The following is a 24204-nucleotide window of genomic DNA, read 5'->3' as shown; positions in this document are numbered from 1 at the left end:
GATGAACAATGATGTGACTACCGTCGCCTGCCCAACCTGCGGCAAGGCGGTTATCTGGGGTGAACAGAGCCCGTTTCGGCCTTTCTGCTGTAAACGCTGTCAGCTTATCGATTTAGGCGAATGGGCTGCTGAAGAGAAACGTATCGCCAGCAGTAACGATCTGTCAGACAGCGATGACTGGAGCGAAGAGGATATTCCCCGTCATTAATTGTCAGGGCTGCAAAGCCGCCTCTGATTACGGGCGCGCCTCGGCCAGCAGGCGCGCAACCAGCTTGTGATTGGCTGGCGGAAATTCGTCAGCAATCAGCTCACGCTGTGGCACCCAACGCTGCGGCTGCCCTTCCCGTCCCCACGGCTCGCCTTGCCACTGTTCAACCAGAAAGAAGTGCAGCGTGACGCGCACATCCTGGTAGGTATGATCGGCATTACCAAATGCGGTAGCCGCGATGACGGCAATGCCGGTTTCTTCCAGCAGCTCACGCTTCAGCGCCTGCTCAGGCGTTTCGCCTGACTCGATTTTGCCGCCCGGGAACTCCCACATATTCGCCATATGGGAATTGGCCGGACGACGCGTCAGAAAGATTTCCTGCTGCGCATTACGGATGATGCCAACAGCTACCTGAAGATGTTTCATTTTCGCATCCTTGTTAATGGAATGAAGGGCAGTATAGCTTGATTTTGTTACGCTTTATACCGTTCCGGCTGCGGATACGAGCGGCTCATCTCGCCTCTCCACCGCCCTGTTCGTTGCGCTTTCTGTTATTTAACGTCACGCCAGAACAGGCCTTGTTAACAGGTCAATTAATGCGCAACTGTTTTCAAGCGGTTATAATGCCAGCGTTTGTTTTATTATGGATGATAAACAATGAATGCTTCGCTTTATTTAAAACGGCAATTACTCGCCGAGAGGAAAATAGCGCAATCGCTGGAAAAAGGGATGCGAGCATCCTTTATTTCGGCGGAGAAAACGCTGGATGATATTTATCATGGCGCGGAGCGTATTTCCTGGTACTCAAGCTGCTTTATCGATAAGCATCATGATGTTTGCCAGCAGCTAAAAACGGAAGATGTGAGGATGTGTAAAGCCTTACTGTCACTTTACAAAAGAAAGGATGTGATCGCCGAACTATTTCAATATTACATTGATTATGTTTTACAAAACATGGAAGTTGAGCAGGCTAAAGTTATTGCGTTAAAGACATTCGGCTTTAATACAGAGAGGCTTACCGCAAAACAACTAATAGAGCACTGGCTTACTCATTAGCGAAAGGAGTTTCTGAATCTCTTGTTATTAGTGCCACCGTAAGAAGCGTATTAAACACAACGGCTTTTAGTGGTTTCAGCATTATTCAATTTTATGGCAAAGCTCAGAAATCAGCCTTAGCTGCGCGTCGATTGAAAGTATTGGAGCCAAAATTTTATAACATTCTCTATCAGGCAAATATAGAAATGCTTTATATCTATGTGGAACCGGTTCTCTATAAAACAATAACAGAAATAAAGGCGTTATCTGATCCCCACCTGGAAGATATTATTGATATTTTAAGAAGGAGCGTTTCATGATAAAGTTTTTAAAAAAGCGCTTTTAGAATTTGTTTTACTGGAAACCTCGCCCATTATTGTTATTATCTTGCTTGGTATTTTCTTCTCTGCATATTTCCCCGAACATTGGGGGAAAATGATGCTGCTTAGCATTATTTTTGTTTTTTACTTTTTCATAAAATTATTTACCCGCCTGGATAAGTAAATGACTCTTTTACAATTGAAGCGATAGCATGATTCGCACAAGACCATAATTAATGATTAAAACTCTAAAAGCAGATCTATTGGCCCATTAATGTAATTTATCTTTTTTATATTAATCATAATAGTATCTGTTTTATTACTGCCAGTTGCAGGAGGAAATTAACAATAGTAACTATCCCAGCACTCTGTTGTTACTGGGCCGATTTACATATGTGATCAAATAAGAGGCGATGTCCTTCTGCTCAAAAAACAGAATGATGATTTTTAATATCCCAGCCGTAGCGGGTTTCCGCGCCTTTGCCGCCTTTGGCCGTCTGCTCCCAGTACTGCATTTTCACCGTATCCGCTTCAAACTGATATTCTATGCTGCCCAGATCGTCACCGTCATTTAACACCACCTGAGCGACAAATACATTCTCCAGCGTAATACGATAGTATTCGATACCACCAGAACCCGCTTTACAGGCTGACAGCTCTACTTTACGGATCCTGCTGCCGTTAGATGCATAAAGTAGCAGCGTCGGTGTGGCTTTATCTATCAGCGCATGGACCGTTAAATTTCTATACTCAACCAGGGCATTGTCTGCGGCACTTCGGCGGTTTCCCCAATTATGGGAAAGTACATCGATCCAGCCTGCATGATGTGCGTCCTGTGATTCTCCAGCTACGTGTTCAACTTTGAGATAAAGACTGCTCATAACTCTGCCATCCTTAAGCGGTTATACTCTGAGCAGGCGAGTATAGCTTTCCTGATTTTTAAAATCTTTAACGGTTCAGTTAATTACGCTGCTGATTTACAAAGATTTTTCACCAGCAAGATATTAAAAATTTCTTAGATCGCGGCGCTACCAACTAATGCACCCAATAAAAAAGGGAGCCTTTTGGCTCCCTTTTCGCATTCGCGTCTATCAGGCCAGGCGGCCGTGACACTGCTTGTATTTTTTACCAGAACCACACGGGCAAGGATCGTTACGTCCAACCTTACGCTCGCCGGTTTCAGCAGCCAGCGCGGCAGCCGCTTCCGTAGCATCATCAACGTGGCTTAACTGCTGCTGCTGTGCCAGACGCTCTGCATCTTCACGGCGCTGCGCTTCCATCGCCTCGACTTCTTCCGGCATACGCACCTGTACTTTGCTCAGGGTGCTGATCACTTCATATTTCAGTGATTCCAGCATGGCAGCAAACATAGCGAAAGATTCACGCTTGTACTCCTGCTTCGGATCCTTCTGTGCGTAGCCGCGCAGATGAATACCCTGACGTAAATAGTCCATCGCCGCCAGATGCTCTTTCCACAGCGAATCCAGCGTTTGCAGCATGACGCCTTTTTCAAAGCTGCGCATCATCTCGGCGCCGACCACTTCTTCTTTACGCTGATATTCTTCTTTCGCCTGCGTCATAATACGCTCGCGCAGCGTTTCCTCATGCAACTCAGGCTCTTTATCCAGCCACTGGCGAATCGGCATATCCAGATCGAAATCGTTTTTCAGGCGCTCTTCCAGCCCGGCAACATCCCACATCTCTTCCAGCGACTGCGGCGGAATATAGCTGTCGATGGTGGACTTAAATACGTCCTCGCGAATGCTGTTGATGGTTTCGCTAACGTCAGCCACGTCCAACAGTTCATTACGCTGTGAGTAAATAGCACGACGCTGATCGTTGGCAACATCATCATATTCCAGCAGCTGCTTACGAATATCAAAGTTGCGGCTTTCCACTTTACGTTGCGCGTTGGCAATGGCCTTGGTAACCCAGGGGTGCTCAATGGCTTCGCCCGGCTTCATCCCCAGCTTACGCATCATATTCGATACGCGATCGGAGGCGAAAATACGCATCAGCGCATCTTCCATCGACAGATAGAAACGGGATGAGCCCTGATCACCCTGACGACCTGAACGGCCGCGCAGCTGGTTATCGATACGACGCGACTCATGGCGCTCAGTACCGATAATATGCAGGCCGCCCGATGCCAGTACCGCATCATGACGCGCTTTCCAGGCCGTCTTAATGGCAGCAATCTGCTCTTCGGTCGGGTTTTCCAGCGCAGCAACTTCTGCCTGCCAGCTACCGCCCAGCATAATGTCAGTACCACGACCCGCCATGTTGGTGGCGATGGTCACCGCGCCCGGCTGACCAGCCTGCGCCACGATATCTGCCTCACGCGCGTGGAACTTCGCGTTCAGTACATTGTGCTTGATACCGGCACGCGTCAGCTCGTTAGATACCACTTCCGATTTTTCGATCGAAATCGTACCAACAAGGATCGGCTGACCGTTGGCGGTACGCTCACGAATATCCTCAATGATCGCATCGATCTTCTCTTTCTCGGTCATGTAGACCAGATCGGGCAGATCCTTACGCACCATCGGGCGGTTGGTGGGGATAACAATCGTATCCAGTTTGTAGATAGAGCTAAATTCAAACGCTTCGGTATCCGCTGTACCGGTCATCCCGGCCAGCTTCTCATACAAGCGGAAGTAGTTCTGGAAAGTGATCGAGGCCAGCGTCTGGTTTTCATTCTGAATCTCAACGCCTTCTTTCGCTTCAATCGCCTGATGCAAGCCATCTGACCAGCGGCGGCCCTGCATAGTACGGCCGGTATGCTCATCGACGATAACCACTTCGCCGTCTTTAACGATGTAGTCAACGTCACGCGTGAACAGCACATGCGCACGCAGGGCAGCAGTAACGTGGTGCATCAGCATGATATTGGTCGGCGAGTAGAGTGATTCGCCTTCCGCCATAATGCCTTCCTGCACCATCAGCTCTTCAATAGCGACCAGACCACGTTCGGTCAGGTGTACCTGACGGGCTTTTTCATCTACCGAGAAATGGCCTTCGCCCTGGAAAGTGTCAGAATCTTCTTTCTCCTGACGGATCAGGTTCGGGATGATTTTGTTGACTTTGATATAGAGTTCAGAGCTGTCTTCTGCCGGGCCGGAGATAATCAGCGGCGTACGCGCTTCATCGATAAGAATGGAGTCCACCTCATCCACCAGCGCATAGTGCAGTTTACGCTGAACGCGCTCTTCCGGGCTGAACGCCATGTTATCGCGCAGATAGTCAAAGCCATATTCGTTATTGGTGCCGTAAGTAATATCGGCGGCGTAGGCTTCACGCTTGGCGGGCGCGGGCATGCCCGGCAGGTTGATGCCCACTGACAGACCAAGGAACTCAAACAGCGGACGGTTGTTTTCCGCATCGCGCTGCGCCAGATAATCATTGACGGTCACCACGTGTACGCCTTTACCGCTCAGCGCATTCAGATAAGCAGGCAGCGTCGCGGTCAGGGTTTTACCTTCACCGGTGCGCATTTCAGCGATACAGCGATCGTTCAGTACCATGCCGCCAATCAGCTGCACGTCAAAGTGGCGCATGCCGAATACGCGCTTGCTCGCCTCGCGAACGGTGGCAAAGGCTTCCGGGAGCAGGCTGTCCAGCTCTTCGCCTTTTTCCAGACGAGCGCGAAACGCCTGGGTTTTCGCTTTCAGTTCATCATCAGAGAGCTTTTCGAAATCGGGCTCCATCTTGTTGATGATTTCTACCGTTTTACGCATGCGGCGCAGCGTACGGTCGTTACGACTGCCAAATACCTTGGTTAACAACTTAGTTAGCATAATAAATACATTCTCATTTTTACCGCCGTGTTTGCGGTTCATTTTTTTATAGTATATGGATTAGGACTGCTCAGGCTTCAGCTGAGAATGTAAGGTCCGGCGCGGATACCCTGTACCTGGGCCAGCCAGATGCCGATATGATAATCTGGCGTAACAGAAACGGCAGGTTGTTGCGTATGGCGGATAATAACCGGCTGACGCGGCTCGTGCGTGAGCAGTGCGTTAAGCGTATCTAACAGCGCCATTTTCTGCACGGCGAGCGGCAGGGTCTCTTCCGCATCAGGCAGATTTTGTGGCGTAAGCGCAAAGGAGAGGTGGCGAATGACGGTGCGGATCGCATGCTGATGCCAGTAATCCACGCTGAAGTTGGCGCGACGGACATTCCCCTGCAGCAGCACAAGATTATCAACCCGTACAGCGCTACCGGTAATCAGTTTTTTCGCTGTGGCTTCAGGGCGACTATTTTGTTCAGCATTCTGGGCGTGCGCAGCAGGCAGGCCAAGGCTTGCCGCCACCATGCCAAATAACAGATGCGGCCAAAAGTAACGCCTGCCTAATTGTCGCCAACGGTGAAAAATAGCGATCACAACGGTTTCCGTCTGGCAGGTAGCGACCTGCCCTTCTTCAATGAATAATTAGCGGCTTTGTTCCATCTGGCGTATCAGGCCGGTTGCCGCCTTTAGCAAGGGCAAATCTTATCATCATTGCGTGCGTTAAACATCAGATCGTAGCGGGAGGAGAAGAAAAGAGCGACAGTCTGAACGACAACGGCGCAAATAATGCGCACCGCAATGCAGAAACAAAAACGACTGGCTTTGCTGGCCGGAGAGAGTGAGCCAACGCTACCAGTCGTTTTAAAAGGTTATAGCCTGTTAAGCCAGAACCAGATTTGTTGCCTTGAACGCCACCGGCAGTTCAGCTTCGTCTTCAAAGGTCGCCCATTCCCAGGCTTCCTGTTTCGCCAGCACCGCCTGCAGCAGTTTATTGTTCAGCGCATGGCCTGATTTGTAAGCGGAAAACGCACCTACAATATTATGGCCGCACATGAACAGGTCACCGATAGCATCCAGCATTTTATGGCGAACAAATTCATCTTCGAAGCGTAAACCTTCTTCGTTCAGTACGCGGAAATCGTCTAAGCCTATCGCGCAATCTAAACTACCGCCCAGGCACAGGCCTTTGGACTGCAGGTATTCGATTTCACGCATAAAGCCGAAGGTTCGCGCACGGCTGATCTGACGCATGAACGCTTCCGTAGAGAAATTCAGCTGATAACGCTGTGAGCTGGAATCAATCGCCGGGTGTTTAAAGTCAATGGTGAAATCGAGTGAGAAACCGTTATAGGGTTTGATCTCAGCCCATTTGTCGCCATCTTCAACACGCACAGCCTGTTTAACACGCACGAATTTCTTCGCGCTGTTCAGCTCTTCAACGCCCGCGTCAACCAGCAGGTAGACGAAAGGCGCGGCGCTGCCGTCCATAATCGGCACTTCAGGCGCATTCACTTCGACAATGATATTGTCGATGCCAAGGCCAGCCAGCGCGGCGTTCAGGTGCTCTACGGTGGAAATACGTACGCCTTCATCATTCACCAGGCAAGTACTTAGCATGGTGTCGCGCACGAATTTTGCATCAGCCGGGAAATCAACCGGTGGATTCAAGTCAGTGCGACGATAGATGACCCCGGTATTAGCCGGCGCAGGGCGTAACGTCAGAGAGACTTTCTTGCCGGTATGCAAACCGACGCCAGTCGCCTGAACAATACGTTTTAATGTCCGTTGTTTGATCATCGTATTATCTCGCAAAATCATCATCCGACCGTCAGTCTATATCACTGACGGGCGAATATTTTAGCACAAAGAGCGGAGAATCCCAATTCTCGGGTTATTCCTAATCCGCCTGCTTGCGCAGGAAAGCAGGAATATCCAGGTAGTCAGGCTCTTTGCCAGGCTGCGAGCTTTGATCGTTGACCACTTTCGCAGCGGGCTTTTGCTCTTGCGGCAGCGGAGACATGCCGTGCTGCTGATAGCGATGATCCATTACCGGCTGGCTGCTTGCCTGCTTGTTGGTTACCAGGGTGATTTCCGGACGTTTGTCCATGCCAATCCCGGTAGCCACCACGGTAACACGCAGTTCATCGTTCATTTCCGGATCCAGAGAAGTACCGATAACCACGGTAGCATTATCAGATGCGAAAGCACGAATCGTGTTACCTACGGTCTCGAACTCATCCAGACGCAGGTCGAAACCAGCGGTGATGTTTACCAGCACGCCGCGAGCACCGGAAAGATCGATATCTTCCAGCAGCGGGCTGGAAATAGCCATTTCTGCCGCTTCTTCAGCGCGATCTTCACCACAGGCCACGCCGGAACCCATCATGGCATAACCCATTTCGGACATCACGGTACGCACGTCGGCGAAGTCGACGTTCATCAGACCCGGACGGGTGATCAGCTCGGCAATACCCTGTACCGCGCCTTTCAGTACGTCGTTAGCCGCACCAAACGCATCCAGCAGTGAAATGCCACGGCCCAACACTTTTAACAGCTTATCGTTGGGGATGGTGATCAGTGAATCAACGTGCTTGGAAAGCTCGGCGATGCCCTGCTCGGCAAACGCCATACGCTTTTTGCCTTCAAAGTTGAACGGCTTGGTCACCACCGCAACGGTCAGAATGCCTAACTCTTTCGCGACTTCAGCCACGACCGGCGCTGCACCAGTACCGGTACCGCCGCCCATGCCAGCTGCGATAAAGACCATATCCGCGCCGTCCAGCGCAGAACGCAGCGCTTCACGATCTTCTTCTGCAGAAGTACGCCCTACTTCAGGGTTCGCGCCTGCACCCAGACCTTTAGTAATGTTGGTACCGATTTGGATAGTCTGGCCAACTGCAGTTTTGCGCAACGCCTGCGCGTCCGTATTCACCGCGAAGAACTCAACGCCTTCGATACGCTCGCGGACCATATGCTCGACGGCGTTGCCACCGCCCCCGCCGACGCCGATGACTTTAATCACCGCGTCGTTGGTTAATTCCATAGGTTCAAACATAATTTCTCTCCGTTATGTGCCTGTCGCCTGGAGATCATAAAATAGTGCTAGCATGATCCCCTTTTAGAAAAATTAAAACTCTTTTTTCAGCCAGCTGTTGATACGTTTAAACCAGTTGCCAACTGAAGCACGTTTTTCAACATCCGCCTCACCGCTCAGGTGAGACTCTTTTCCATAGTGCAGAAGACCTACAGCCGTTGAGTAGTAAGGCTCCTGCGCATAATCCGTTAATCCGGTAATGTTCAGCGGCTGACCGATGCGCACCTGCGTATGAAACACACGTTGCGCGCAGGCGGCTAACCCTTCAATCTGCGCCGCGCCGCCGGTAAGCACAATCCCTGCTGCCAGATGATGCTTAACGCCCTGCTGGCGTAACTGTTCCTGCAACTGCAAAATTTCGTCGTTAACCAGATTCAGCAGCTCGGTATAACGTGGCTCAATCACCTCGGCTAATGTCTGACGCTGTAGACTGCGCGGCGGGCGTCCGCCCACGCTTGGCACCTCAACGTTCTCATCCTTGCCGACAATCGAGCCCAGCGCGCAGCCATGACGAACCTTGATTGCTTCCGCATCGGTCGGCGGCGTGCCGAAGGCATAAGCGATATCGCTGGTTACCACATTCCCTGCATAGGGAATGACTTTGGTATGGCGCAGCGCGCCGCCGGTATATACGGCGATATCCATCGTACCGCCGCCGATATCAACCACACAGACGCCCAGCTCACGTTCATCTTCGGTCAGCACTGCAAAGCTGGATGCCAGACCGGCAAAAATCAGTTGGTCCACTTTCAGGCCGCAACGTTCAACAGCCTTAACGATATTTTTCGCCATATCGTTGTGACAGGTGATCAAATGCACTTTTGCCTGCATGCGCACGCCCGACAGCCCAACCGGGTTTTTAATCCCTTCCTGGTAATCGATCGCGTACTCCTGTGGAATCACATGCAGGATGCGATGCTCATCACGCACGCGCACCGACTTAGCGGTATGCACAACGTTTTCAACATCTTCCTGTGTCACTTCCTCTTCAGAAATCGGAACCATCCCGATTTCGTTCTGGCAACTGATATGTTTACCGGATAAAGCAAGGTAAACGGACGAAATCTGACAGTCCGCCATCAGCTCCGCCTGATCGATAGCGCGCTGTACGCATTTCACTACCGATTCCAGATCGTTTACGCCGCCTTTATCCATACCGCGGGACGGACAACTGCCGACCCCAATAATATTGACCATGCCATCGGGCAGAATTTCCCCTACTAAAGCGGCGACCTTGGCGGTGCCTATCTCAAGTCCTACTACCAGTTTTCTGTCCGTCGCCTTGATCATTGTTGTTTAGCCTGTGCCTGATTCTGTTGCTGATTACTGTCCTGAGGCTCAATAAATGCCGGAGCCCAGCCAACGGCAGCGCCGGAGTCATAGCGCAAATCGACATAACTGACGCGCTTGTTTTCCGCGGTGGCCTGCTGCTGGAGCATCGGCCAGAGTTCAATAAACCGCTTAAGACGCTTCATGTTATCGCTACGGCCCAGCTCAATACGTACATCGTCGCCCGTGACCAATTGCCAGGAGTGGCGAGCAGTCATTGATGCTGCTTTTACGCTAAACTTGCTGGCCGCCAACATTTCATTCATTTGACGATAGCCAGCCAGTACATCCTGCTCGTTTCCTTCAGGGCCATACAGCAACGGTAGCGTTTCTTTGCCGATATGGTTAGCTGGCACGCTAAAAGATTTGCCTTCCGCATCAACCATATGTAAATCATTCCACCGTGCTACCGGCACATACTCAACCAGATGAATCTTTAATTCGTCCGGCCATTGCTTGCGTACGCTGACCTGTTTAATCCACGGCAGACGTTCAATCTGCTGCTGTATCACATTTACATCTTGTGACATAAAAGTGCCGGGCGCGCCCAACGACAGGATGGCCTGACGGATATCGTCGTTGGTGGTGTAATGCGTTTTTCCCGTCACCACCAGTTTTGAAAGCGGCAGACGCGAAGCATCATTCATCCACTTCAGCACCACGAAGCCGCCCGCCAGCATCGTGCCGATCACCAACAGCAGAAACAACATTCCTGCTAACCGAGAGCCATTGCTGCGGCCGGTGCGCGCTTTCGCTTTCTCCTGCGCGTCCCGACGTACGTTCAGAGCCGCCTGCGACATCTTAGTCGGCCAGCTCCAGAATACGCGCCACCAGCTGGGAGAAGCTCATCCCTGCCTGCTTCGCCGCCATTGGCACCAGACTGTGGCTGGTCATGCCAGGAGAGGTATTCACCTCCAGCAGATAGAAGGTGCCGTCACCGTCCATCATTACATCCACACGTCCCCAGCCGCTGCAGCCCAGAGTACGCCAGGCGTTCAACACCAGCGCCTGCAGCTCCGCCTCTTTTTCCACGCTCAGTCCGGCCGGGCAGAAGTACTGTGTATCGTCAGAAATGTATTTTGCTTCATAGTCATAGAAGTCGCTGGCTGGCTGAATACGGATCGAAGGCAAAATTTGATCGCCAAGAATGCCCACCGTGTATTCAGGACCGCTAATAAACTTTTCAATCAGCACATCATCATCATGACGAAACGCTTCTTCCAGCGCCGCTGGCAGCTCTGCAGGCTGATTAACGCGTGAAATACCCACGCTGGAGCCTTCGCTGCTGGGTTTAACAAACAGCGGCATACCCAGCTGGGCGATACGCTGCACCAGCGTCTCATCCAGTCCAGCTTCCATCTGCTGGCGGTTGAGCCACACATAGGGCGCAACCGGCAGGTTAGCGCCCTGCCAGAGCAGCTTAGAGCGCCATTTATCCATAGTGATCGCCGAAGCCATCACGCTGCTGCCGGTATAGGGGATCTGCAGGAAATCCAGAACGCCCTGTAAAGTACCATCTTCACCGCCACGACCGTGCAGGGCGATGAACACTTTTGTGTAGCCTTCTTCTTTCAACCGCATAACGGGGAAATCGCGCGGATCAACGCCATGCGCGTCAATACCCGCCTCTTTCAGACCCGCAATCACCGCCTCGCCAGACATTAACGAGACGTCGCGTTCAGCGGAGGTACCACCCAGCAGTACCGCTACTTTATCAGCCATGATGTTCCTCTTCATTGGTCTGCGGTTTCAGTTTTTGGTCAGCCAGTCGACGAGCAATCTTACCAATGTTACCCGCGCCCTGAACCAGGATCAGATCGTTGCCGCTTAATGTCGGGGCAAGGAAATCAAGGATCACATCATGATCTGGCACCAGGATCGGATCCACCTTGCCACGTCCCCGGATCGTCCGGCACAGCGATCGGCTGTCTGCGCCAGGGATCGGCGTTTCACCGGCGGAATAGACATCCAGCATCAGCAATACATCTACCTGCGACAGTACATTGGCGAAATCATCATAAAGATCGCGTGTGCGTGTATAGCGATGCGGCTGAAAAATCATCACCAGTCTTTTATCCGGCCAGCCTGCTCGCGCCGCCTTGATAGTGGCATCCACTTCGGTCGGATGATGGCCATAATCATCAACCAGCATGGCGGAACCAACGGTGCCGTTTACCTGCTGCAGCGGGAACTCGCCGAGGAAGTCGAAGCGACGCCCGGTTCCCTGGAAGCTTTCCAGCGCGCTGAGGATCTCTTCATCATCAATGCCCTCTTCCGTGGCAACGGCAACCGCCGCCGCCGCGTTTAAGGCGTTATGACGACCCGGTGCGTTGAGCGTCACGCGCATCAGCGGCTTGTCATGACGCACCAGCGTAAAGTGCCCTTGCGCGCCGTGCTGCTCGTAATCTTCGATGCGCACGTCAGCATCTTCGCTAAAGCCGTAGGTGGTGATCTGACGTCCCACTCGCGGGATCAAATCGCGGATCACCGCATCATCCACGCAGAGTATGGCCCGGCCATAAAACGGCAAATTGTGCAGAAAATTAATAAAGGTCTGCTTCAGATTTTCGAAGTCGCCCTGGTAGGTATCCATATGGTCAGCTTCGATATTGGTTACAATCGCCACCATCGGTTGCAGATGCAGGAAGGAGGCATCGCTCTCATCCGCTTCCGCAATCAGGTAACGGCTACTGCCCAGACGCGCATGCGTTCCCGCCGCTTTAACCAAACCGCCGTTAACAAAGGTGGGATCGAGTCCGCCTTCGGCATAGATGCTGGTCACCATCGCCGTGGTGGTGGTTTTACCGTGCGTACCGGCCACGGCGATCCCGTGACGGAAACGCATCAGCTCAGCCAGCATTTCAGCTCGGCGGATCACCGGAATACGCGCTTCACGCGCGGCGATAATCTCCGGGTTATCCTGCGTAATCGCACTGGAGACCACCACGACACTGGCATCGCTGACGTTTTCCGGGCGATGATGAAAATAGATGGTGGCGCCCAGCGCGGTCAGATGCTGCGTCACGGCATTAGGCGCTAAATCGGAACCGCTAATCTGATAACCTTCATTGGCCAACACTTCGGCAATACCGCCCATGCCGGCACCGCCGATGCCGACAAAGTGAATGTGCCGGACGCGACGCATCTCGGGCACGATAGAACGCAGTTTCGCCAGTTGTTGAGTATTCATCTTTTCTTTTGCCTGTCGGTACCGCAGTACCTTCTCTTAATTCTGTTAGCGCGCTACGGCGCTGACTTCTGCCGCTACCCGTTCAGTGGCATCGGGAATCGCTACCTGACGCGCCTTTTGCGCCATCAGCAGCAGCGTGGGTCGATCCCACTGCTTTAACGTTTCCGCCACCCCATTCGCAGTAAACTGCGGCTGCTCAAAAATTTTGGCTGCGCCCGCTTTTTCCAGCGGGAGCGCATTCCAGTACTGCTGACGATCTTTATGCTGAAAAGGCACAAAAATAGCAGGAAGGCCCGCAGCAGCGACTTCGCTTACCGTCAGCGCGCCGGAGCGGCATACCACCACATCGGCCCACGCATAGGCCGCCGCCATATCGTCAATAAACTCAGTGATTTTATGCTGATGCGCGCCATCCGCTGCGGCATAAGCGGCCAGAACATCGCTCTGTGCCCCTTTCCCGGTCTGATGCCACAGCGTAATGCTATCGCCCATCAGCGCCGCAACCTGCGGCATCGTCTGGTTAAGCACGCGCGCGCCCTGACTGCCGCCAACGACCAGAACCCGAATCGGACCTTCACGGCCAGCCAGACGTTGCTCCGGGCGGCTGAGTGCCAGCACATCGGTGCGCACCGGATTGCCCACTACCTCGGCATGCGGAAACGCGCCGGGAAATGCCTGCATCACTTTCGTTGCCAGCTTCGCCAGCCATTTATTGGTTAACCCGGCAATGCCATTCTGTTCATGCAGCACCACCGGAATACCGCAGCTCCAGGCCGCCAGCCCGCCGGGCCCTGAGACATAGCCGCCCATGCCAAGCACGACATCAGGCTTCCAGGCTTTCATAATGCGGCGGGCCTGACGCCAGGCGTTGAAAATCCGCACCGGCGCAGCCAACATCGCTTTAAGCCCTTTGCCGCGCAATCCGCTAATGCGGATAAAATCGATTTCGATACCGTGTTTCGGCACCAGCTCGGCTTCCATACGATCGGCGGTTCCCAGCCAGCGTACCTGCCAGCCCTGCGCCATCAGATGATGCGCAACGGCCAGGCCCGGGAACACATGTCCACCGGTACCGCCAGCCATTACCATCAACCGCTTTCCACTCATCGCGCACCTCGGGTAAACGCCTGCGCTTTGCTCAGACGCGTCTCATAATCTATGCGTAACAACAACACGATGGCCGTCGACATAATGATCAGACTGGAACCACCGTAACTAATTAACGGCAACGTCAGGCCCTTAGTAGGCAGCATACCCGCTGCCGCGCCGACGTTTACCAACGCCTGGAAGCTAAACCAGACGCCAATCGAGCAAGCCAGAAAGCCGGAAAAGCGCTGATCGATCTCCAGCGCACGTCGGCCAATCGACATCGCCCGAAAAGCGACGAAGAATACCATTAACAGCGCTAAAACCACACCGATATAACCGAGTTCTTCCCCGATAATGGAGAAAATGAAGTCGGTATGCGCCTCTGGTAAATACTCCAGTTTTTGCACGGAGTTACCTAATCCCTGCCCCCAAAACTCACCGCGTCCGAACGCCATCAGCGACTGGGTTAACTGGTAGCCGCTGCCAAACGGATCTTCCCAGGGATCCCAGAAGGAGGTGACGCGGCGCATACGATAGGGTTCGGCAATGATCAACAGGATCACCGCAAAGATGCCGGATCCGATAATTGCCAGAAATTGCCACAGCTTGGCACCAGCCAGGAACAGCATCGCCAGCGTAGTAACAAACAGCACCACCACCGTTCCCAGATCCGGCTGGGCCAGCAGCAGCACCGCCAGCACCACCATCACGCCCATCGGTTTACAAAAGCCCCAGAAGTTATTACGTACCTCTTCGACTTTGCGCACCAGGTAGCTGGCGAGATAGCAAAACAGCGAAAGCTTGGACAGCTCGGCTGGCTGAATACGCAGTGGTCCCAGCGCAATCCAGCGCGATGCGCCGTTTACCGAGCTACCAACCACTAATACAATCAACAGCATCAATACCGAGGCCAGTAGCATCATATTGCTGTAACGCTGCCAGACCGCCATCGGGATACGCAGCGTGATCAGCGACATCCCCAATGCCAGCAGCAGATAAAACGCATCACGCTTGGCAAAGTAAAACGGATCTTCTGACAGGCGCTGTCCTACCGGCATAGAGGCGGAAGTCACCATCACAAAGCCGATAATCGCCAGCCCGAAGGTCAACCACAGCAGGGTACGGTCATACAGCACCATGGTGGCCGTATCGCTATTTTCCCGGCTGCCCATTACCCACTCGCGCAGACGTACCGCTACGCCGCCCGCCAGCCCTAAGCCTGGAATACGCATCAGCCCAGCTCCCGTGCCAGCTGGGCGAAACGATCGCCGCGCTGTTCAAAATTACGGAACTGATCAAGACTGGCGCAGGCCGGAGACAGCAGAACGATATCGCCCGGCTGCACCTGCGGCGCGATAGCCCGCATAGCCTGCTCCAGCGTTTCTGTCTGGCTGGAAATTTCCGGGCGCAGCGCCGCCAGTGCCGCACCGTCACGGCCATAACACCAGACACGGATAGCATCACCCTGCAAATAACGCGTCAGCGAGGAGAAATCGGCAGATTTGCCATCGCCGCCCAACAGCAGCCACAGCGTACCCTGCGCTTTTAATCCGCTGAGCGCCGCTTCCGTGCTACCGACGTTGGTCGCTTTAGAGTCATTGATCCAGCGTACGCCGTTGCGTTCATGCACCAGTTGAAAACGATGCGCCAGCCCACGAAAAGTGGTTAAGGCTTTCAGACTGCTGGCGCGAGGAATGCCGACCGCATCCGCCAGCGCCAGCGCAGCCAGCGCATTGGTATAGTTATGCAGCCCAACCAGCGTCATCTCATCGGTATTCAGCACCTTTTCACCCTGCACCCGCAGCCAGATGCTGCCCTGCTGGCGGTTGAGATGATAATCACCTACGTCAACGCCGAAGCTAACGCAACGCTTATCGGCACCGCGTACCGGCATGGTTAACGCATCATCAGCATTCACTACGCAAACCGCCGCATTTTCATAAATACGCAGTTTGGCGGCACGATATTGCTGCAGCCCCAACGGATAGCGATCCATATGATCTTCACTGACGTTCAGAATGGTTGCCGCTGCCGCTTTCAGGCTGTGGGTGGTTTCCAGCTGGAAGCTGGAAAGTTCCAGTACATAAAGCTGGGCCGGCTGCTGCAACAGACTGAGCGCCGGCAGGCCGATATTGCCGCCCACGCCTACGGCCCAGCCAGCAGCACGCGCCATTTCCCCTACCAGGCTGGTGACAGTACTTTTTCCGTTAGAACCGGTGATCGCCACCACTGGCGCCTGTGCTTCACGACAGAACAGTTCAATATCACCAATAATTTGAACGCCCGCCTCTGCCGCTTCCATCAGTAGCGGATGCGCCAGGGCCATGCCCGGACTGGCGACAATCAGATCGGCCGCCAGCAGCCAGTCGCCGTTAAGCGAGCCCAAATAGCGCTCCACGCTATCAGGCAGCTTATCCAGGCCAGGCGGTGACACTCGGGTATCCATCACGCGCGGCGTTACGCCCTGCGCTAAAAAGAAATCAACACAGGAGAGGCCGGTCAGCCCCAGCCCGATAATGACCACTTTTCTACCCTGATAGTCAGCCATAGTTAACGCACCTTAAGGGTTGCCAGGCCAATCAGCACCAGCATCAGCGAAATGATCCAGAAACGCACGATGACACGCGGCTCCGGCCAGCCTTTCAGTTCATAATGGTGATGAATGGGTGCCATACGGAAAATACGCTGGCCGCGCAGCTTAAAGGAGCCTACCTGCAGAATCACCGACAGCGTTTCTACTACAAACACGCCGCCCATAATCACCAGCAGAAACTCCTGGCGCAGCAGCACGGCGATAGTGCCCAGCGCGCCGCCTAAAGCCAGTGACCCCACATCGCCCATAAACACCTGAGCGGGATAGGTGTTAAACCATAAGAAGCCCAGCCCGGCGCCCACAATAGCGGTGCAGACAATCACCAGTTCACCGGCGTGGCGCAGATAAGGAATATGCAGATAGCCAGCAAAATTCATGTTACCGGTGGCCCAGGCCACCAGCGCAAAACCGGCGGCCACAAAGACCGTTGGCATAATTGCCAGGCCATCCAGCCCGTCGGTCAGGTTAACCGCGTTGCTGGTGCCAACGATAACAAAGTAGGAAAGCAGAATATAAAGCAGCCCCAGTTGCGGCATCACATCTTTGAAAAACGGCACCACCAGCTGTGTCGCCGGTGTATCTTTCCCGACAGCATACATGGTGAAGGCTACCGCCAGCGCAATCAGCGACTGCCAGAAATATTTCCAGCGGGCGATCAGGCCTTTGGTATCTTTACGCACGACTTTGCGGTAATCATCCACAAAGCCCACAATGCCATAGCCGATCAGCACTGTTAACACGCACCAGACGTAAGGGTTAGAAGGATAGGCCCACATCAATACTGAAATGGTAATGGAGGTCAAAATCATGATGCCGCCCATGGTCGGCGTGCCGCGCTTGCTAAAGTGCGACTCCGGCCCTTCGCTACGCACCACTTGTCCAATCTGCAACTTTTGCAGCCAGGCGATCAGGCGCGGCCCCATCCACAGCGAGATAAACAGTGCGGTCAGCAGGCTGACAATGGCGCGAAACGTCAAATATGAGAAGACGTTAAAGCCGGAATAAAAAGCGACCAAATGTTCGGCCAGCCAAACTAACATGTTCCTTTCTCCTGTAAGGTTTGTATTACCTGCTCCATGGCGGCACTACGAGAACCTTTAACTAAAACGGTAATCACCTGATGCTCAGCAAGCAGCGATAATAAACGCGCGCTCAGCGCCGCTTTATCGCTGAAGTGTTCGCCGACACTGCTGGCATCGCTGATATGCTGGCTTAACGATCCCACGCTCAGTACCTTATCGATACCGGCATGACGGGCGGCCTCGCCAACCTGACGATGGCATTCAACCGCCTCCTCGCCCAGCTCCGCCATATCGCCGGTAACCATCACGCGATAGCCCGGCATATCCGCCAGAACCTGCGCGGCGGCGGTCATTGATCCGACATTGGCGTTATAGCTGTCGTCCAGCAGCAGCTTTTGCGGACCGAGAATAATAGGGAACAGACGCCCGGGCACCGCCTGCAGCGTGGCTAACCCCTGAGCAATGGCCTCAAGCGGCGCGCCAACCGACAGCGCCAGCGCACTGGCTGCCAGTGCATTAGCGACATTGTGGCGTCCCGGCAGCGGCAGCAGCACCGCCACATCGCCCTGCGGCGTATGCAGCGTAAAAGCCGTTCCCTGTGATTTCACCATCACATCGGTGGCGCAGAAATCTGTGGTTGCCCCTTCGGCGGCGGAAAATCGCCAGACGCGCTGCTGGGTTAACTGGGTTTGCCAGCGCAGCCAGTCATTGCTGTCGGCATTGATAATGGCTGTGCCCGTTGGCGGCAGCCCAAGGAAAATTTCGCCTTTCGCTTTCGCCACGCCCGCCAGAGAGCCGAAGCCCTCCAGATGCGCAGCGGCGAGGTTGTTGACCAGCGCGCTTTCCGGACGCGTTAATCCGGTTGTCCAGGCGATCTCGCCCTGATGATTAGCGCCCAGCTCAATGACTGCGTACTGGTGCGCCGCAGTAAGACGCAACAGCGTCAGCGGCACGCCGATATCATTGTTCAGGTTGCCTGCGGTATAGAGGGTTTCGCCGCACTGACGCAGAATGGCAGCCGTCATCTCTTTTACCGAGGTTTTACCGGAGGAGCCAGTCAGCGCCACCACGCGGGTATTGACCTGTTGGCGAACCCAGGCAGCCAGCTCGCCCAGCGCGATACGCGTATCGCTTACCACCACTTGTGGCACATCAATTTGCAAGCGCTTACTCACCAATAATGCTGCCGCACCTTTAGCAACCGCTTCGCTGGCAAAATCATGCGCATCAAAGCGCTCGCCCTTCAGGGCGATAAACAAACAGCCCGCGCTGACCTTACGCGTATCGGTGGTCACTTCGGCAATCTGCAGATTGCCGCCGATCAGCGTGCCGTTAGCAATTTGCGCCAGCGTTTCCAGGGAAACCGGAATCATGCCATCACCCCCAGCAAACGTGCGACGGTAACGCGGTCGGAATAGTCCAGACGGCGATTACCGACAATCTGATAATCTTCATGTCCTTTACCGGCAACCAGTACGATATCCTGCGGCCCGGCCTGCATAATGGCGTTGGTTACCGCTTGTGCGCGTCCCGCCATTATGCGAGCACGGCCCGGGTCGAGCAGACCGGTGAGAATATCTTCAACAATCGCGCCCGGATCTTCGCTGCGGGGATTGTCGTCCGTGATCACTATAATATCGGCAAACTGTTCAGCAATGGCGCCCATTAATGGCCGTTTGCCTTTATCGCGGTCGCCACCACAGCCAAAGACGCACCAGAGCTGCCCCTGGCAATGCAGACGCGCCGCTTCCAGCGCTTTTTCCAGCGCATCCGGCGTATGGGCATAATCCACCACCACCGTTGGCTTGTCTGGCGCGCTAAAAACTTCCATCCGTCCGCAAACCGGCTGCAGCTGACGTGCGCTGGCAATTAACAGCGCCAGCGGATAATTCAGCGTTAACAGCGTCGCTAACGCCAGCAGCAGATTGCTGACGTTGAAAGCGCCCATCAGGCGGCTTTCCAGCTCGCCATCGCCCCAGCTGGAAGCGAAACGAATCGTGGCACCGTTATCGTGATAATGAATGTCGGTGGCTTTCAGCCAGCGGCCATGTTGAGCGGGCAGTACGTTGTCAGCCATGGTGACGGCAACCGCATCGGGCAGCCTCTCCAGCCAACGCCGCCCCACCTCATCGTCGGCATTGATAATCGCTTCGCCCACCTGATGCTCGGAAAACAGCAGCCACTTCGCAGACTCATAGCGAATCATATCGCCATGGTAATCCAGATGATCGCGGCTCAGGTTGGTAAACACCGCTGCAGCAAAAGGCAGCGCCGCTACACGATGCTGCACCAGCCCGTGAGAGGAAACTTCCATCGCTGCCAGGGTCGCTCCCTGCTCAACCAGCGAGTTCAGCATATGCTGCACATCAACCGCCGAGCCGGTGGTATTTTCAGTGGGGATCAGATGACCATACAGGCCGTTACCCACGGTGCCCATTACCGCGCCGGTTTCGCCGAGCAGATTCGCCCACTGCGCCAGCAGCTGCGTGGTGGTGGTTTTACCGTTGGTCCCGGTTACGCCGATTAAACGCAACTGCTCGCCAGGCTGCTGATAAAAACGCCCGGCAAGCGCCGATAAACGCTGCGGCAGCTGCGACAGATAGACAACCGGTACGCCATGCATTTCGCGAATTTCACCATCCTCCGCCTCGCCGGCGGCTTCAGCGATAACTGCCGAAACGCCCTGAGCGATAGCCTGAGGGATAAAACGTCGCCCATCAACGTTATGGCCGGCAACAGCCACAAACAGATCGCCGGACGCCGCCACGCGGCTGTCCAGTGTCATTTCACGAAGCGGACGCTCCGGCGCGCCAGGCACCCACGGAGCCAGTAAGTCGCGCAAGTTACGATCTGTCACTTGATTCCTCTTTCTTGTTGTTGACAAGGTCATTCTTTTCAACCGGGGTCGGCAAGGCATCTGGCTCAATATTCATGGTGCGCAGAACGCCGCCCATGATGGCGCCGAATACCGGTGCCGACACCGCACCGCCATAATATTTACCCGCCTGGGGATCGTTGATGACCACCACCAGCGCAAAGCGCGGCTGGCTGGCTGGCGCCACGCCAGCGGTATAGGCAATATATTTATTCACGTAGCGGCCATCAGGACCGACTTTTTTCGCGGTCCCGGTTTTGATGGCGATACGATAACCTTTGATCGCGGCTTTGACGCCGCCGCCGCCGGGCAGCGCGACGCTTTCCATCATATGAACCACAGTTTTCACCACCGATTCAGGGAAGGCGCGTTCGCCCGGTACCGGCGGATCCACTTTCGTGATTGAGAGTGGACGCGCAATGCCATAGCTGCCGATGGTGGCGTAAACGCGCGCCAGCTGTAACGGCGTTACCATCAGCCCATAGCCGAATGAGAAGGTGGCCCTTTCAATATCGGACCACCTTTGTTTATGGGGATACAGGCCACTGCTTTCCCCGACCAACCCCAAATTGGTTGGTTTGCCCAATCCAAAGCGTGAATAGGTTTCCACTAGTGCTGAGGAGGGCATCGCTAACGCCAGCTTTGATACACCGACGTTACTCGACTTCTGCAGAACCCCGGTCAGGGTCAGTTCGTTGTAGCGCGCCACGTCTTTGATTTCATGACCGTTAACGCGATAAGGCAGCGTATTCAGCACGCTGTTTTCGCGCACGACGCCGCGCTGCAGTGCGGTCATCACCACCATTGGTTTCACGGTGGATCCGGGTTCAAAGATGTCGGTGATAGCACGGTTGCGCATCACATCTTTTGGCGTATTGCTGAGATTGTTGGGGTTGTAGGCCGGGCTGTTAGCCATCGCCAGCACTTCGCCAGTGTTGACATCAACCAGCACCGCCGTGCCGGATTCCGCCTTGTTAAAGGCCACGGCATTGTTCAGTTCGCGATAGACCAGCGCTTGCAAACGTTCATCGATACTGAGCGCCAGATTATGCGCTGCCTGACTGTCTACCGAAGAGATATCTTCAATCACGCGGCCAAAGCGATCTTTACGTACCGTTCTCTCGCCTGGCTGGCCTGTTAGCCAGCGGTCAAAGCTTTTCTCGACGCCTTCAATGCCCTGTCCATCAATGTTGGTAAAACCGATAAGATGAGAGGTCACCTGACCTGCAGGATAGTAGCGGCGGGATTCTTCCCGTAAGTGGATACCGGGCAGCTTAAGCTTTTTGATATAGTCGCCAATCGCCGGATTGACCTGGCGGGCCAGATAGACAAAGCGGCCTTTAGGATTGGCATTTACGCGGTTAGCCAGCTGATCGAGAGGCACAGAGAGCGCGTCGGCCAGCGCTTTCCAGCGGCTGTCGAGCGTGATGCCGCCGCGATCGTGCAGCTCTTTCGGATCGGCCCAGATGGCGTTAACCGGCACGCTAACAGCCAGCGGCCTGCCGGCACGGTCAGTGATCATTCCGCGCGCGGTAGGAATCGACTGAACGCGCAGAGAACGCATATCACCTTCGCGCACCAGCCTGTCGGGATTAATGACCTGCAAATAGGCAACACGCAACAGTAGTCCGATCAACGCAAGTAAGATGCCGCCGCACAGCAACGCAAAACGCCAGCTGACAAAGCTGGCCTGATCTTCCTGTTTTTTCAACTTAAGCGCTTTGGTAGCGGATCTCATGGAGTCCGGAATTCCTTATTGCTGTACCACAATATTTTCCTGTGCCGGGTCGACATGCTGCATCTGCAATTTTTCCGTCGCCGTGCGCTCAACGCGGCTATGATCGCCCAGCGCGTTCTCTTCCAGAATCAGGTTACGCCACTCAATATCCAGCGCGTCGCGTTCCAGAACCAGCTGTTCACGCTGAGCGGTCAGCAAACGCGTTTTATGCGCGGTTGTAACCACCAGCACCGCTGAAATCAGCACAGCAACCAGCAGCAGCAGCGGAATCTTAGCGTGCCGCAGCAGATCGCCGCCGATAACGCCGGGCAGGCTATGACGTTCATTGCCGATCATGATGCGGTGCGCTCCGCAATACGCAGCACCGAGCTACGCGCACGGGGGTTTTCAGCCACTTCCGCTTCACCGGGCATCATTTTCCCCAGCGCTTTTAACTGGCGACCACCCAGCTTTTGCAACTGCGCTTCCGTCATTGGCAGCCCTGCTGGCACCTGCGGTCCACGGCTCTGCTCACGCATAAAGCGTTTTACCAGACGATCTTCCAGTGAATGGAAGCTGATAATTGAGAGACGTCCGCCCGGCGCCAGCGCAACCAGCGCGCCTTTTAATGCCTGCTCAATCTCTTCCAGCTCGCTGTTAACCCAGATGCGAATAGCCTGAAAGCTCCGTGTGGCCGGATGCTTGAATTTGTCCTTGATCGGCGTTGCGGCGGCAATCACCTCCGCCAGCTCTTTGGTACGAGTCATGGGCTGCAGGCGGTTACGCTCCACAATGGCGCGTGCAATACGTTTAGCAAAACGCTCTTCGCCATAGGTTTTCAGCACAAAAGCGATATCGTTCTCTTCCGCCTGCTGCAGCCACTCGGCGGCCGAAAGCCCGCGCGTTGGATCCATGCGCATATCCAGCGGCCCATCGCGCATAAAAGAAAAGCCGCGTTCGGCATCATCCAACTGCGGCGAAGAAACCCCTAAATCCAGTAAAATACCGTTGATTTTGCCGGTTAAATCACGCGCTTCAACGTAATCCGCCAGCGCGGAAAACGGACCGTGAATAATGGTAAAGCGCGGATCGTCAATCTCTGCGGCCGCGGCAATGGCCTGCGGATCGCGATCGATGGCAAACAGTTTGCCCTGCTCTCCCAACTGAGAAAGGATCAGACGTGAGTGTCCGCCCCGACCGAAGGTACCATCGATGTAGATGCCATCTTCTTTAATATTGAGCGCGTTGACAGCTTCATCCAACAGCACCGTGGTATGTATAAAATTATCCATAGTTATAACGACAAATCCTGCAACCGCTCTGAAAGCGGCTCCTGAGCGGTTTGCTCAGCGTCAATATCTTCCCTGACTTGTTGATACCAGGTCTGTTCATCCCACAGTTCAAACTTATTAAACTGTCCAACCAGCATCACTTCTTTTGTCAGACTGGCGTGCTGGCGCAGCGTACCGGCCAGCAACAAGCGCCCCGCGCTATCCATCTGACATTCGCTTGCATGTCCTAACAGCAACCGCTGCACACGACGCTCTGCAGGGTTCATGCTGGATAAGCGAGAGAGTTTTTGTTCAATAATTTCCCATTGGGGTAAGGTATAAAGCAGCAGGCAAGGCTGATGGAGGTCAATGGTGCACACCATTTGGCCTTCCGACTCCTCAATCAGCATTTCGCGATACCGCGTAGGCACAGCCAGCCGCCCTTTGCTATCGAGGTTGACTAAGGTGGCGCCACGAAACATGTCAGCAAATGCCCTCAGTTACCCTTTTTTGCCACTTTATCCCACAATTTCCCACGAAAGGAGTTTACGGAGCGGAGGAAATCATTGTCAAGCCACGCAATGGGCGAAGCGAAATTATTTCTTAAGGAATAAAAGGAGCAAAAGTTAAGAATGAACTGACTTCGCTAACATCTGAAAAAATAAACTAAT

Annotated in this window: 22 protein-coding genes; 2 read left to right on the top strand and 20 right to left on the bottom strand. The window is 54.1% G+C overall.

Annotated elements, in window-relative coordinates; all coding sequences use genetic code 11:
• Position 1 precedes the first annotated feature (1 nt).
• Complete coding sequence (yacG, locus tag ACQE32_RS15785; protein ID WP_085067994.1) at positions 2 to 208, top strand: DNA gyrase inhibitor YacG; 207 nt, start codon at positions 2 to 4, stop codon at positions 206 to 208.
• A gap of 27 nt (positions 209 to 235) precedes the next feature.
• Here the strand turns inward: yacG and mutT are convergent, their stop codons facing one another.
• Positions 236 to 634, bottom strand: a complete 399-nt coding sequence (gene mutT, locus ACQE32_RS15780) for an 8-oxo-dGTP diphosphatase MutT (RefSeq protein ID WP_427022073.1) — start codon at positions 632 to 634, stop codon at positions 236 to 238.
• A 231-nt stretch (positions 635 to 865) separates the two neighbouring features.
• Between mutT and ACQE32_RS15775 the strand changes: the two genes are divergently transcribed.
• Positions 866 to 1264, top strand: coding sequence for a hypothetical protein (locus ACQE32_RS15775; RefSeq protein WP_427022072.1), 399 nt, complete (start codon positions 866 to 868; stop codon positions 1262 to 1264).
• Positions 1265 to 1988: 724 nt separating this feature from the next.
• Here the strand turns inward: ACQE32_RS15775 and ACQE32_RS15770 are convergent.
• The 19 genes from ACQE32_RS15770 to mraZ form a co-directional block, all read right to left on the bottom strand.
• The gene (locus tag ACQE32_RS15770; RefSeq protein ID WP_427022071.1) at positions 1989 to 2444 is read right to left on the bottom strand and encodes an Hcp family type VI secretion system effector; all 456 of its coding nucleotides are present in this window, start codon (positions 2442 to 2444) and stop codon (positions 1989 to 1991) included.
• Positions 2445 to 2654: 210 nt separating this feature from the next.
• Positions 2655 to 5360 carry a preprotein translocase subunit SecA gene (secA, locus tag ACQE32_RS15765; protein ID WP_426974473.1) on the bottom strand — a complete coding sequence of 902 codons (2706 nt, stop codon included), beginning with the start codon at positions 5358 to 5360 and terminating at the stop codon, positions 2655 to 2657.
• Between the two features lie 77 nt (positions 5361 to 5437).
• The gene (secM, locus tag ACQE32_RS15760) at positions 5438 to 5947 is read right to left on the bottom strand and encodes a secA translation cis-regulator SecM (protein ID WP_250651829.1); all 510 of its coding nucleotides are present in this window, start codon (positions 5945 to 5947) and stop codon (positions 5438 to 5440) included.
• Between the two features lie 285 nt (positions 5948 to 6232).
• Positions 6233 to 7150 carry a UDP-3-O-acyl-N-acetylglucosamine deacetylase gene (lpxC, locus tag ACQE32_RS15755; RefSeq protein WP_085072222.1) on the bottom strand — a complete coding sequence of 306 codons (918 nt, stop codon included), beginning with the start codon at positions 7148 to 7150 and terminating at the stop codon, positions 6233 to 6235.
• Positions 7151 to 7250: 100 nt separating this feature from the next.
• Positions 7251 to 8408, bottom strand: a complete 1158-nt coding sequence (ftsZ, locus tag ACQE32_RS15750) for a cell division protein FtsZ (protein WP_085068000.1) — start codon at positions 8406 to 8408, stop codon at positions 7251 to 7253.
• Positions 8409 to 8480: 72 nt separating this feature from the next.
• Positions 8481 to 9737, bottom strand: coding sequence for a cell division protein FtsA (ftsA, locus tag ACQE32_RS15745; protein ID WP_038628246.1), 1257 nt, complete (start codon positions 9735 to 9737; stop codon positions 8481 to 8483).
• Positions 9734 to 10576, bottom strand: a complete 843-nt coding sequence (gene ftsQ / locus ACQE32_RS15740) for a cell division protein FtsQ (protein WP_426974472.1) — start codon at positions 10574 to 10576, stop codon at positions 9734 to 9736. Before ftsQ ends, ftsA begins: the two co-directional genes overlap by 4 nt.
• Position 10577: 1 nt before the next feature.
• A complete protein-coding gene (locus ACQE32_RS15735) occupies positions 10578 to 11498 on the bottom strand; it encodes a D-alanine--D-alanine ligase (protein WP_426982084.1) in 921 nt (306 codons plus the stop codon).
• Positions 11491 to 12966: a UDP-N-acetylmuramate--L-alanine ligase gene (gene murC, locus ACQE32_RS15730; protein ID WP_426974469.1), complete on the bottom strand. Its 1476-nt coding sequence runs from the start codon at positions 12964 to 12966 to the stop codon at positions 11491 to 11493. Before murC ends, ACQE32_RS15735 begins: the two co-directional genes overlap by 8 nt.
• Positions 12967 to 13011: 45 nt before the next feature.
• Complete coding sequence (gene murG / locus ACQE32_RS15725) at positions 13012 to 14073, bottom strand: undecaprenyldiphospho-muramoylpentapeptide beta-N-acetylglucosaminyltransferase (RefSeq protein ID WP_427022070.1); 1062 nt, start codon at positions 14071 to 14073, stop codon at positions 13012 to 13014.
• A complete protein-coding gene (ftsW, locus tag ACQE32_RS15720) occupies positions 14070 to 15287 on the bottom strand; it encodes a cell division protein FtsW (protein WP_426974467.1) in 1218 nt (405 codons plus the stop codon). Before ftsW ends, murG begins: the two co-directional genes overlap by 4 nt.
• On the bottom strand, positions 15287 to 16603 hold the full coding sequence (gene murD / locus ACQE32_RS15715; protein ID WP_427022069.1) for a UDP-N-acetylmuramoyl-L-alanine--D-glutamate ligase: 1317 nt from the start codon (positions 16601 to 16603) through the stop codon (positions 15287 to 15289). The genes ftsW and murD overlap by 1 nt, the downstream gene beginning before the upstream one ends.
• A 2-nt stretch (positions 16604 to 16605) precedes the next feature.
• On the bottom strand, positions 16606 to 17688 hold the full coding sequence (gene mraY / locus ACQE32_RS15710) for a phospho-N-acetylmuramoyl-pentapeptide-transferase (protein WP_085068007.1): 1083 nt from the start codon (positions 17686 to 17688) through the stop codon (positions 16606 to 16608).
• The gene (murF, locus tag ACQE32_RS15705) at positions 17682 to 19043 is read right to left on the bottom strand and encodes a UDP-N-acetylmuramoyl-tripeptide--D-alanyl-D-alanine ligase (protein ID WP_427022068.1); all 1362 of its coding nucleotides are present in this window, start codon (positions 19041 to 19043) and stop codon (positions 17682 to 17684) included. Before murF ends, mraY begins: the two co-directional genes overlap by 7 nt.
• On the bottom strand, positions 19040 to 20527 hold the full coding sequence (gene murE, locus ACQE32_RS15700; RefSeq protein ID WP_426974464.1) for a UDP-N-acetylmuramoyl-L-alanyl-D-glutamate--2,6-diaminopimelate ligase: 1488 nt from the start codon (positions 20525 to 20527) through the stop codon (positions 19040 to 19042). Before murE ends, murF begins: the two co-directional genes overlap by 4 nt.
• Positions 20514 to 22283 carry a peptidoglycan glycosyltransferase FtsI gene (locus ACQE32_RS15695; protein ID WP_426974463.1) on the bottom strand — a complete coding sequence of 590 codons (1770 nt, stop codon included), beginning with the start codon at positions 22281 to 22283 and terminating at the stop codon, positions 20514 to 20516. The genes murE and ACQE32_RS15695 overlap by 14 nt, the downstream gene beginning before the upstream one ends.
• 15 nt (positions 22284 to 22298) lie before the next feature.
• Positions 22299 to 22619: a cell division protein FtsL gene (ftsL, locus tag ACQE32_RS15690; RefSeq protein ID WP_085068011.1), complete on the bottom strand. Its 321-nt coding sequence runs from the start codon at positions 22617 to 22619 to the stop codon at positions 22299 to 22301.
• Complete coding sequence (rsmH, locus tag ACQE32_RS15685) at positions 22616 to 23554, bottom strand: 16S rRNA (cytosine(1402)-N(4))-methyltransferase RsmH (RefSeq protein ID WP_426974462.1); 939 nt, start codon at positions 23552 to 23554, stop codon at positions 22616 to 22618. Before rsmH ends, ftsL begins: the two co-directional genes overlap by 4 nt.
• A gap of 2 nt (positions 23555 to 23556) precedes the next feature.
• Positions 23557 to 24015: a division/cell wall cluster transcriptional repressor MraZ gene (gene mraZ / locus ACQE32_RS15680; RefSeq protein WP_427022067.1), complete on the bottom strand. Its 459-nt coding sequence runs from the start codon at positions 24013 to 24015 to the stop codon at positions 23557 to 23559.
• Between the last annotated feature and the right edge of the window lie 189 nt (positions 24016 to 24204).

This window comes from Pantoea sp. FN0302, assembly GCF_050113775.1.
GTDB lineage: Bacteria > Pseudomonadota > Gammaproteobacteria > Enterobacterales > Enterobacteriaceae > Mixta > Mixta alhagi.
This window is presented reverse-complemented; position numbering and strand designations above follow the sequence as displayed.

Excerpts from the sequence above, each read along its gene's own strand:
- rsmH (WP_426974462.1), bottom strand. The coding sequence starts at position 23,554 with ATGGATAATTTTATACATACCACGGTGCTGTTGGATGAAGCTGTCAAC.
- murG (WP_427022070.1), bottom strand. The coding sequence starts at position 14,073 with ATGAGTGGAAAGCGGTTGATGGTAATGGCTGGCGGTACCGGTGGACAT.
- murD (WP_427022069.1), bottom strand. The coding sequence starts at position 16,603 with ATGGCTGACTATCAGGGTAGAAAAGTGGTCATTATCGGGCTGGGGCTG.
- ACQE32_RS15775 (WP_427022072.1), top strand. The coding sequence starts at position 866 with ATGAATGCTTCGCTTTATTTAAAACGGCAATTACTCGCCGAGAGGAAA.
- ftsA (WP_038628246.1), bottom strand. The coding sequence starts at position 9,737 with ATGATCAAGGCGACGGACAGAAAACTGGTAGTAGGACTTGAGATAGGC.
- murC (WP_426974469.1), bottom strand. The coding sequence starts at position 12,966 with ATGAATACTCAACAACTGGCGAAACTGCGTTCTATCGTGCCCGAGATG.
- ftsZ (WP_085068000.1), bottom strand. The coding sequence starts at position 8,408 with ATGTTTGAACCTATGGAATTAACCAACGACGCGGTGATTAAAGTCATC.
- ACQE32_RS15735 (WP_426982084.1), bottom strand. The coding sequence starts at position 11,498 with ATGGCTGATAAAGTAGCGGTACTGCTGGGTGGTACCTCCGCTGAACGC.
- ACQE32_RS15695 (WP_426974463.1), bottom strand. The coding sequence starts at position 22,283 with ATGAGATCCGCTACCAAAGCGCTTAAGTTGAAAAAACAGGAAGATCAG.
- mutT (WP_427022073.1), bottom strand. The coding sequence starts at position 634 with ATGAAACATCTTCAGGTAGCTGTTGGCATCATCCGTAATGCGCAGCAG.
- ACQE32_RS15770 (WP_427022071.1), bottom strand. The coding sequence starts at position 2,444 with ATGAGCAGTCTTTATCTCAAAGTTGAACACGTAGCTGGAGAATCACAG.
- ftsQ (WP_426974472.1), bottom strand. The coding sequence starts at position 10,576 with ATGTCGCAGGCGGCTCTGAACGTACGTCGGGACGCGCAGGAGAAAGCG.
- secA (WP_426974473.1), bottom strand. The coding sequence starts at position 5,360 with ATGCTAACTAAGTTGTTAACCAAGGTATTTGGCAGTCGTAACGACCGT.
- mraY (WP_085068007.1), bottom strand. The coding sequence starts at position 17,688 with ATGTTAGTTTGGCTGGCCGAACATTTGGTCGCTTTTTATTCCGGCTTT.
- ftsW (WP_426974467.1), bottom strand. The coding sequence starts at position 15,287 with ATGCGTATTCCAGGCTTAGGGCTGGCGGGCGGCGTAGCGGTACGTCTG.
- ftsL (WP_085068011.1), bottom strand. The coding sequence starts at position 22,619 with ATGATCGGCAATGAACGTCATAGCCTGCCCGGCGTTATCGGCGGCGAT.
- murF (WP_427022068.1), bottom strand. The coding sequence starts at position 19,043 with ATGATTCCGGTTTCCCTGGAAACGCTGGCGCAAATTGCTAACGGCACG.
- lpxC (WP_085072222.1), bottom strand. The coding sequence starts at position 7,150 with ATGATCAAACAACGGACATTAAAACGTATTGTTCAGGCGACTGGCGTC.
- yacG (WP_085067994.1), top strand. The coding sequence starts at position 2 with ATGAACAATGATGTGACTACCGTCGCCTGCCCAACCTGCGGCAAGGCG.
- mraZ (WP_427022067.1), bottom strand. The coding sequence starts at position 24,015 with ATGTTTCGTGGCGCCACCTTAGTCAACCTCGATAGCAAAGGGCGGCTG.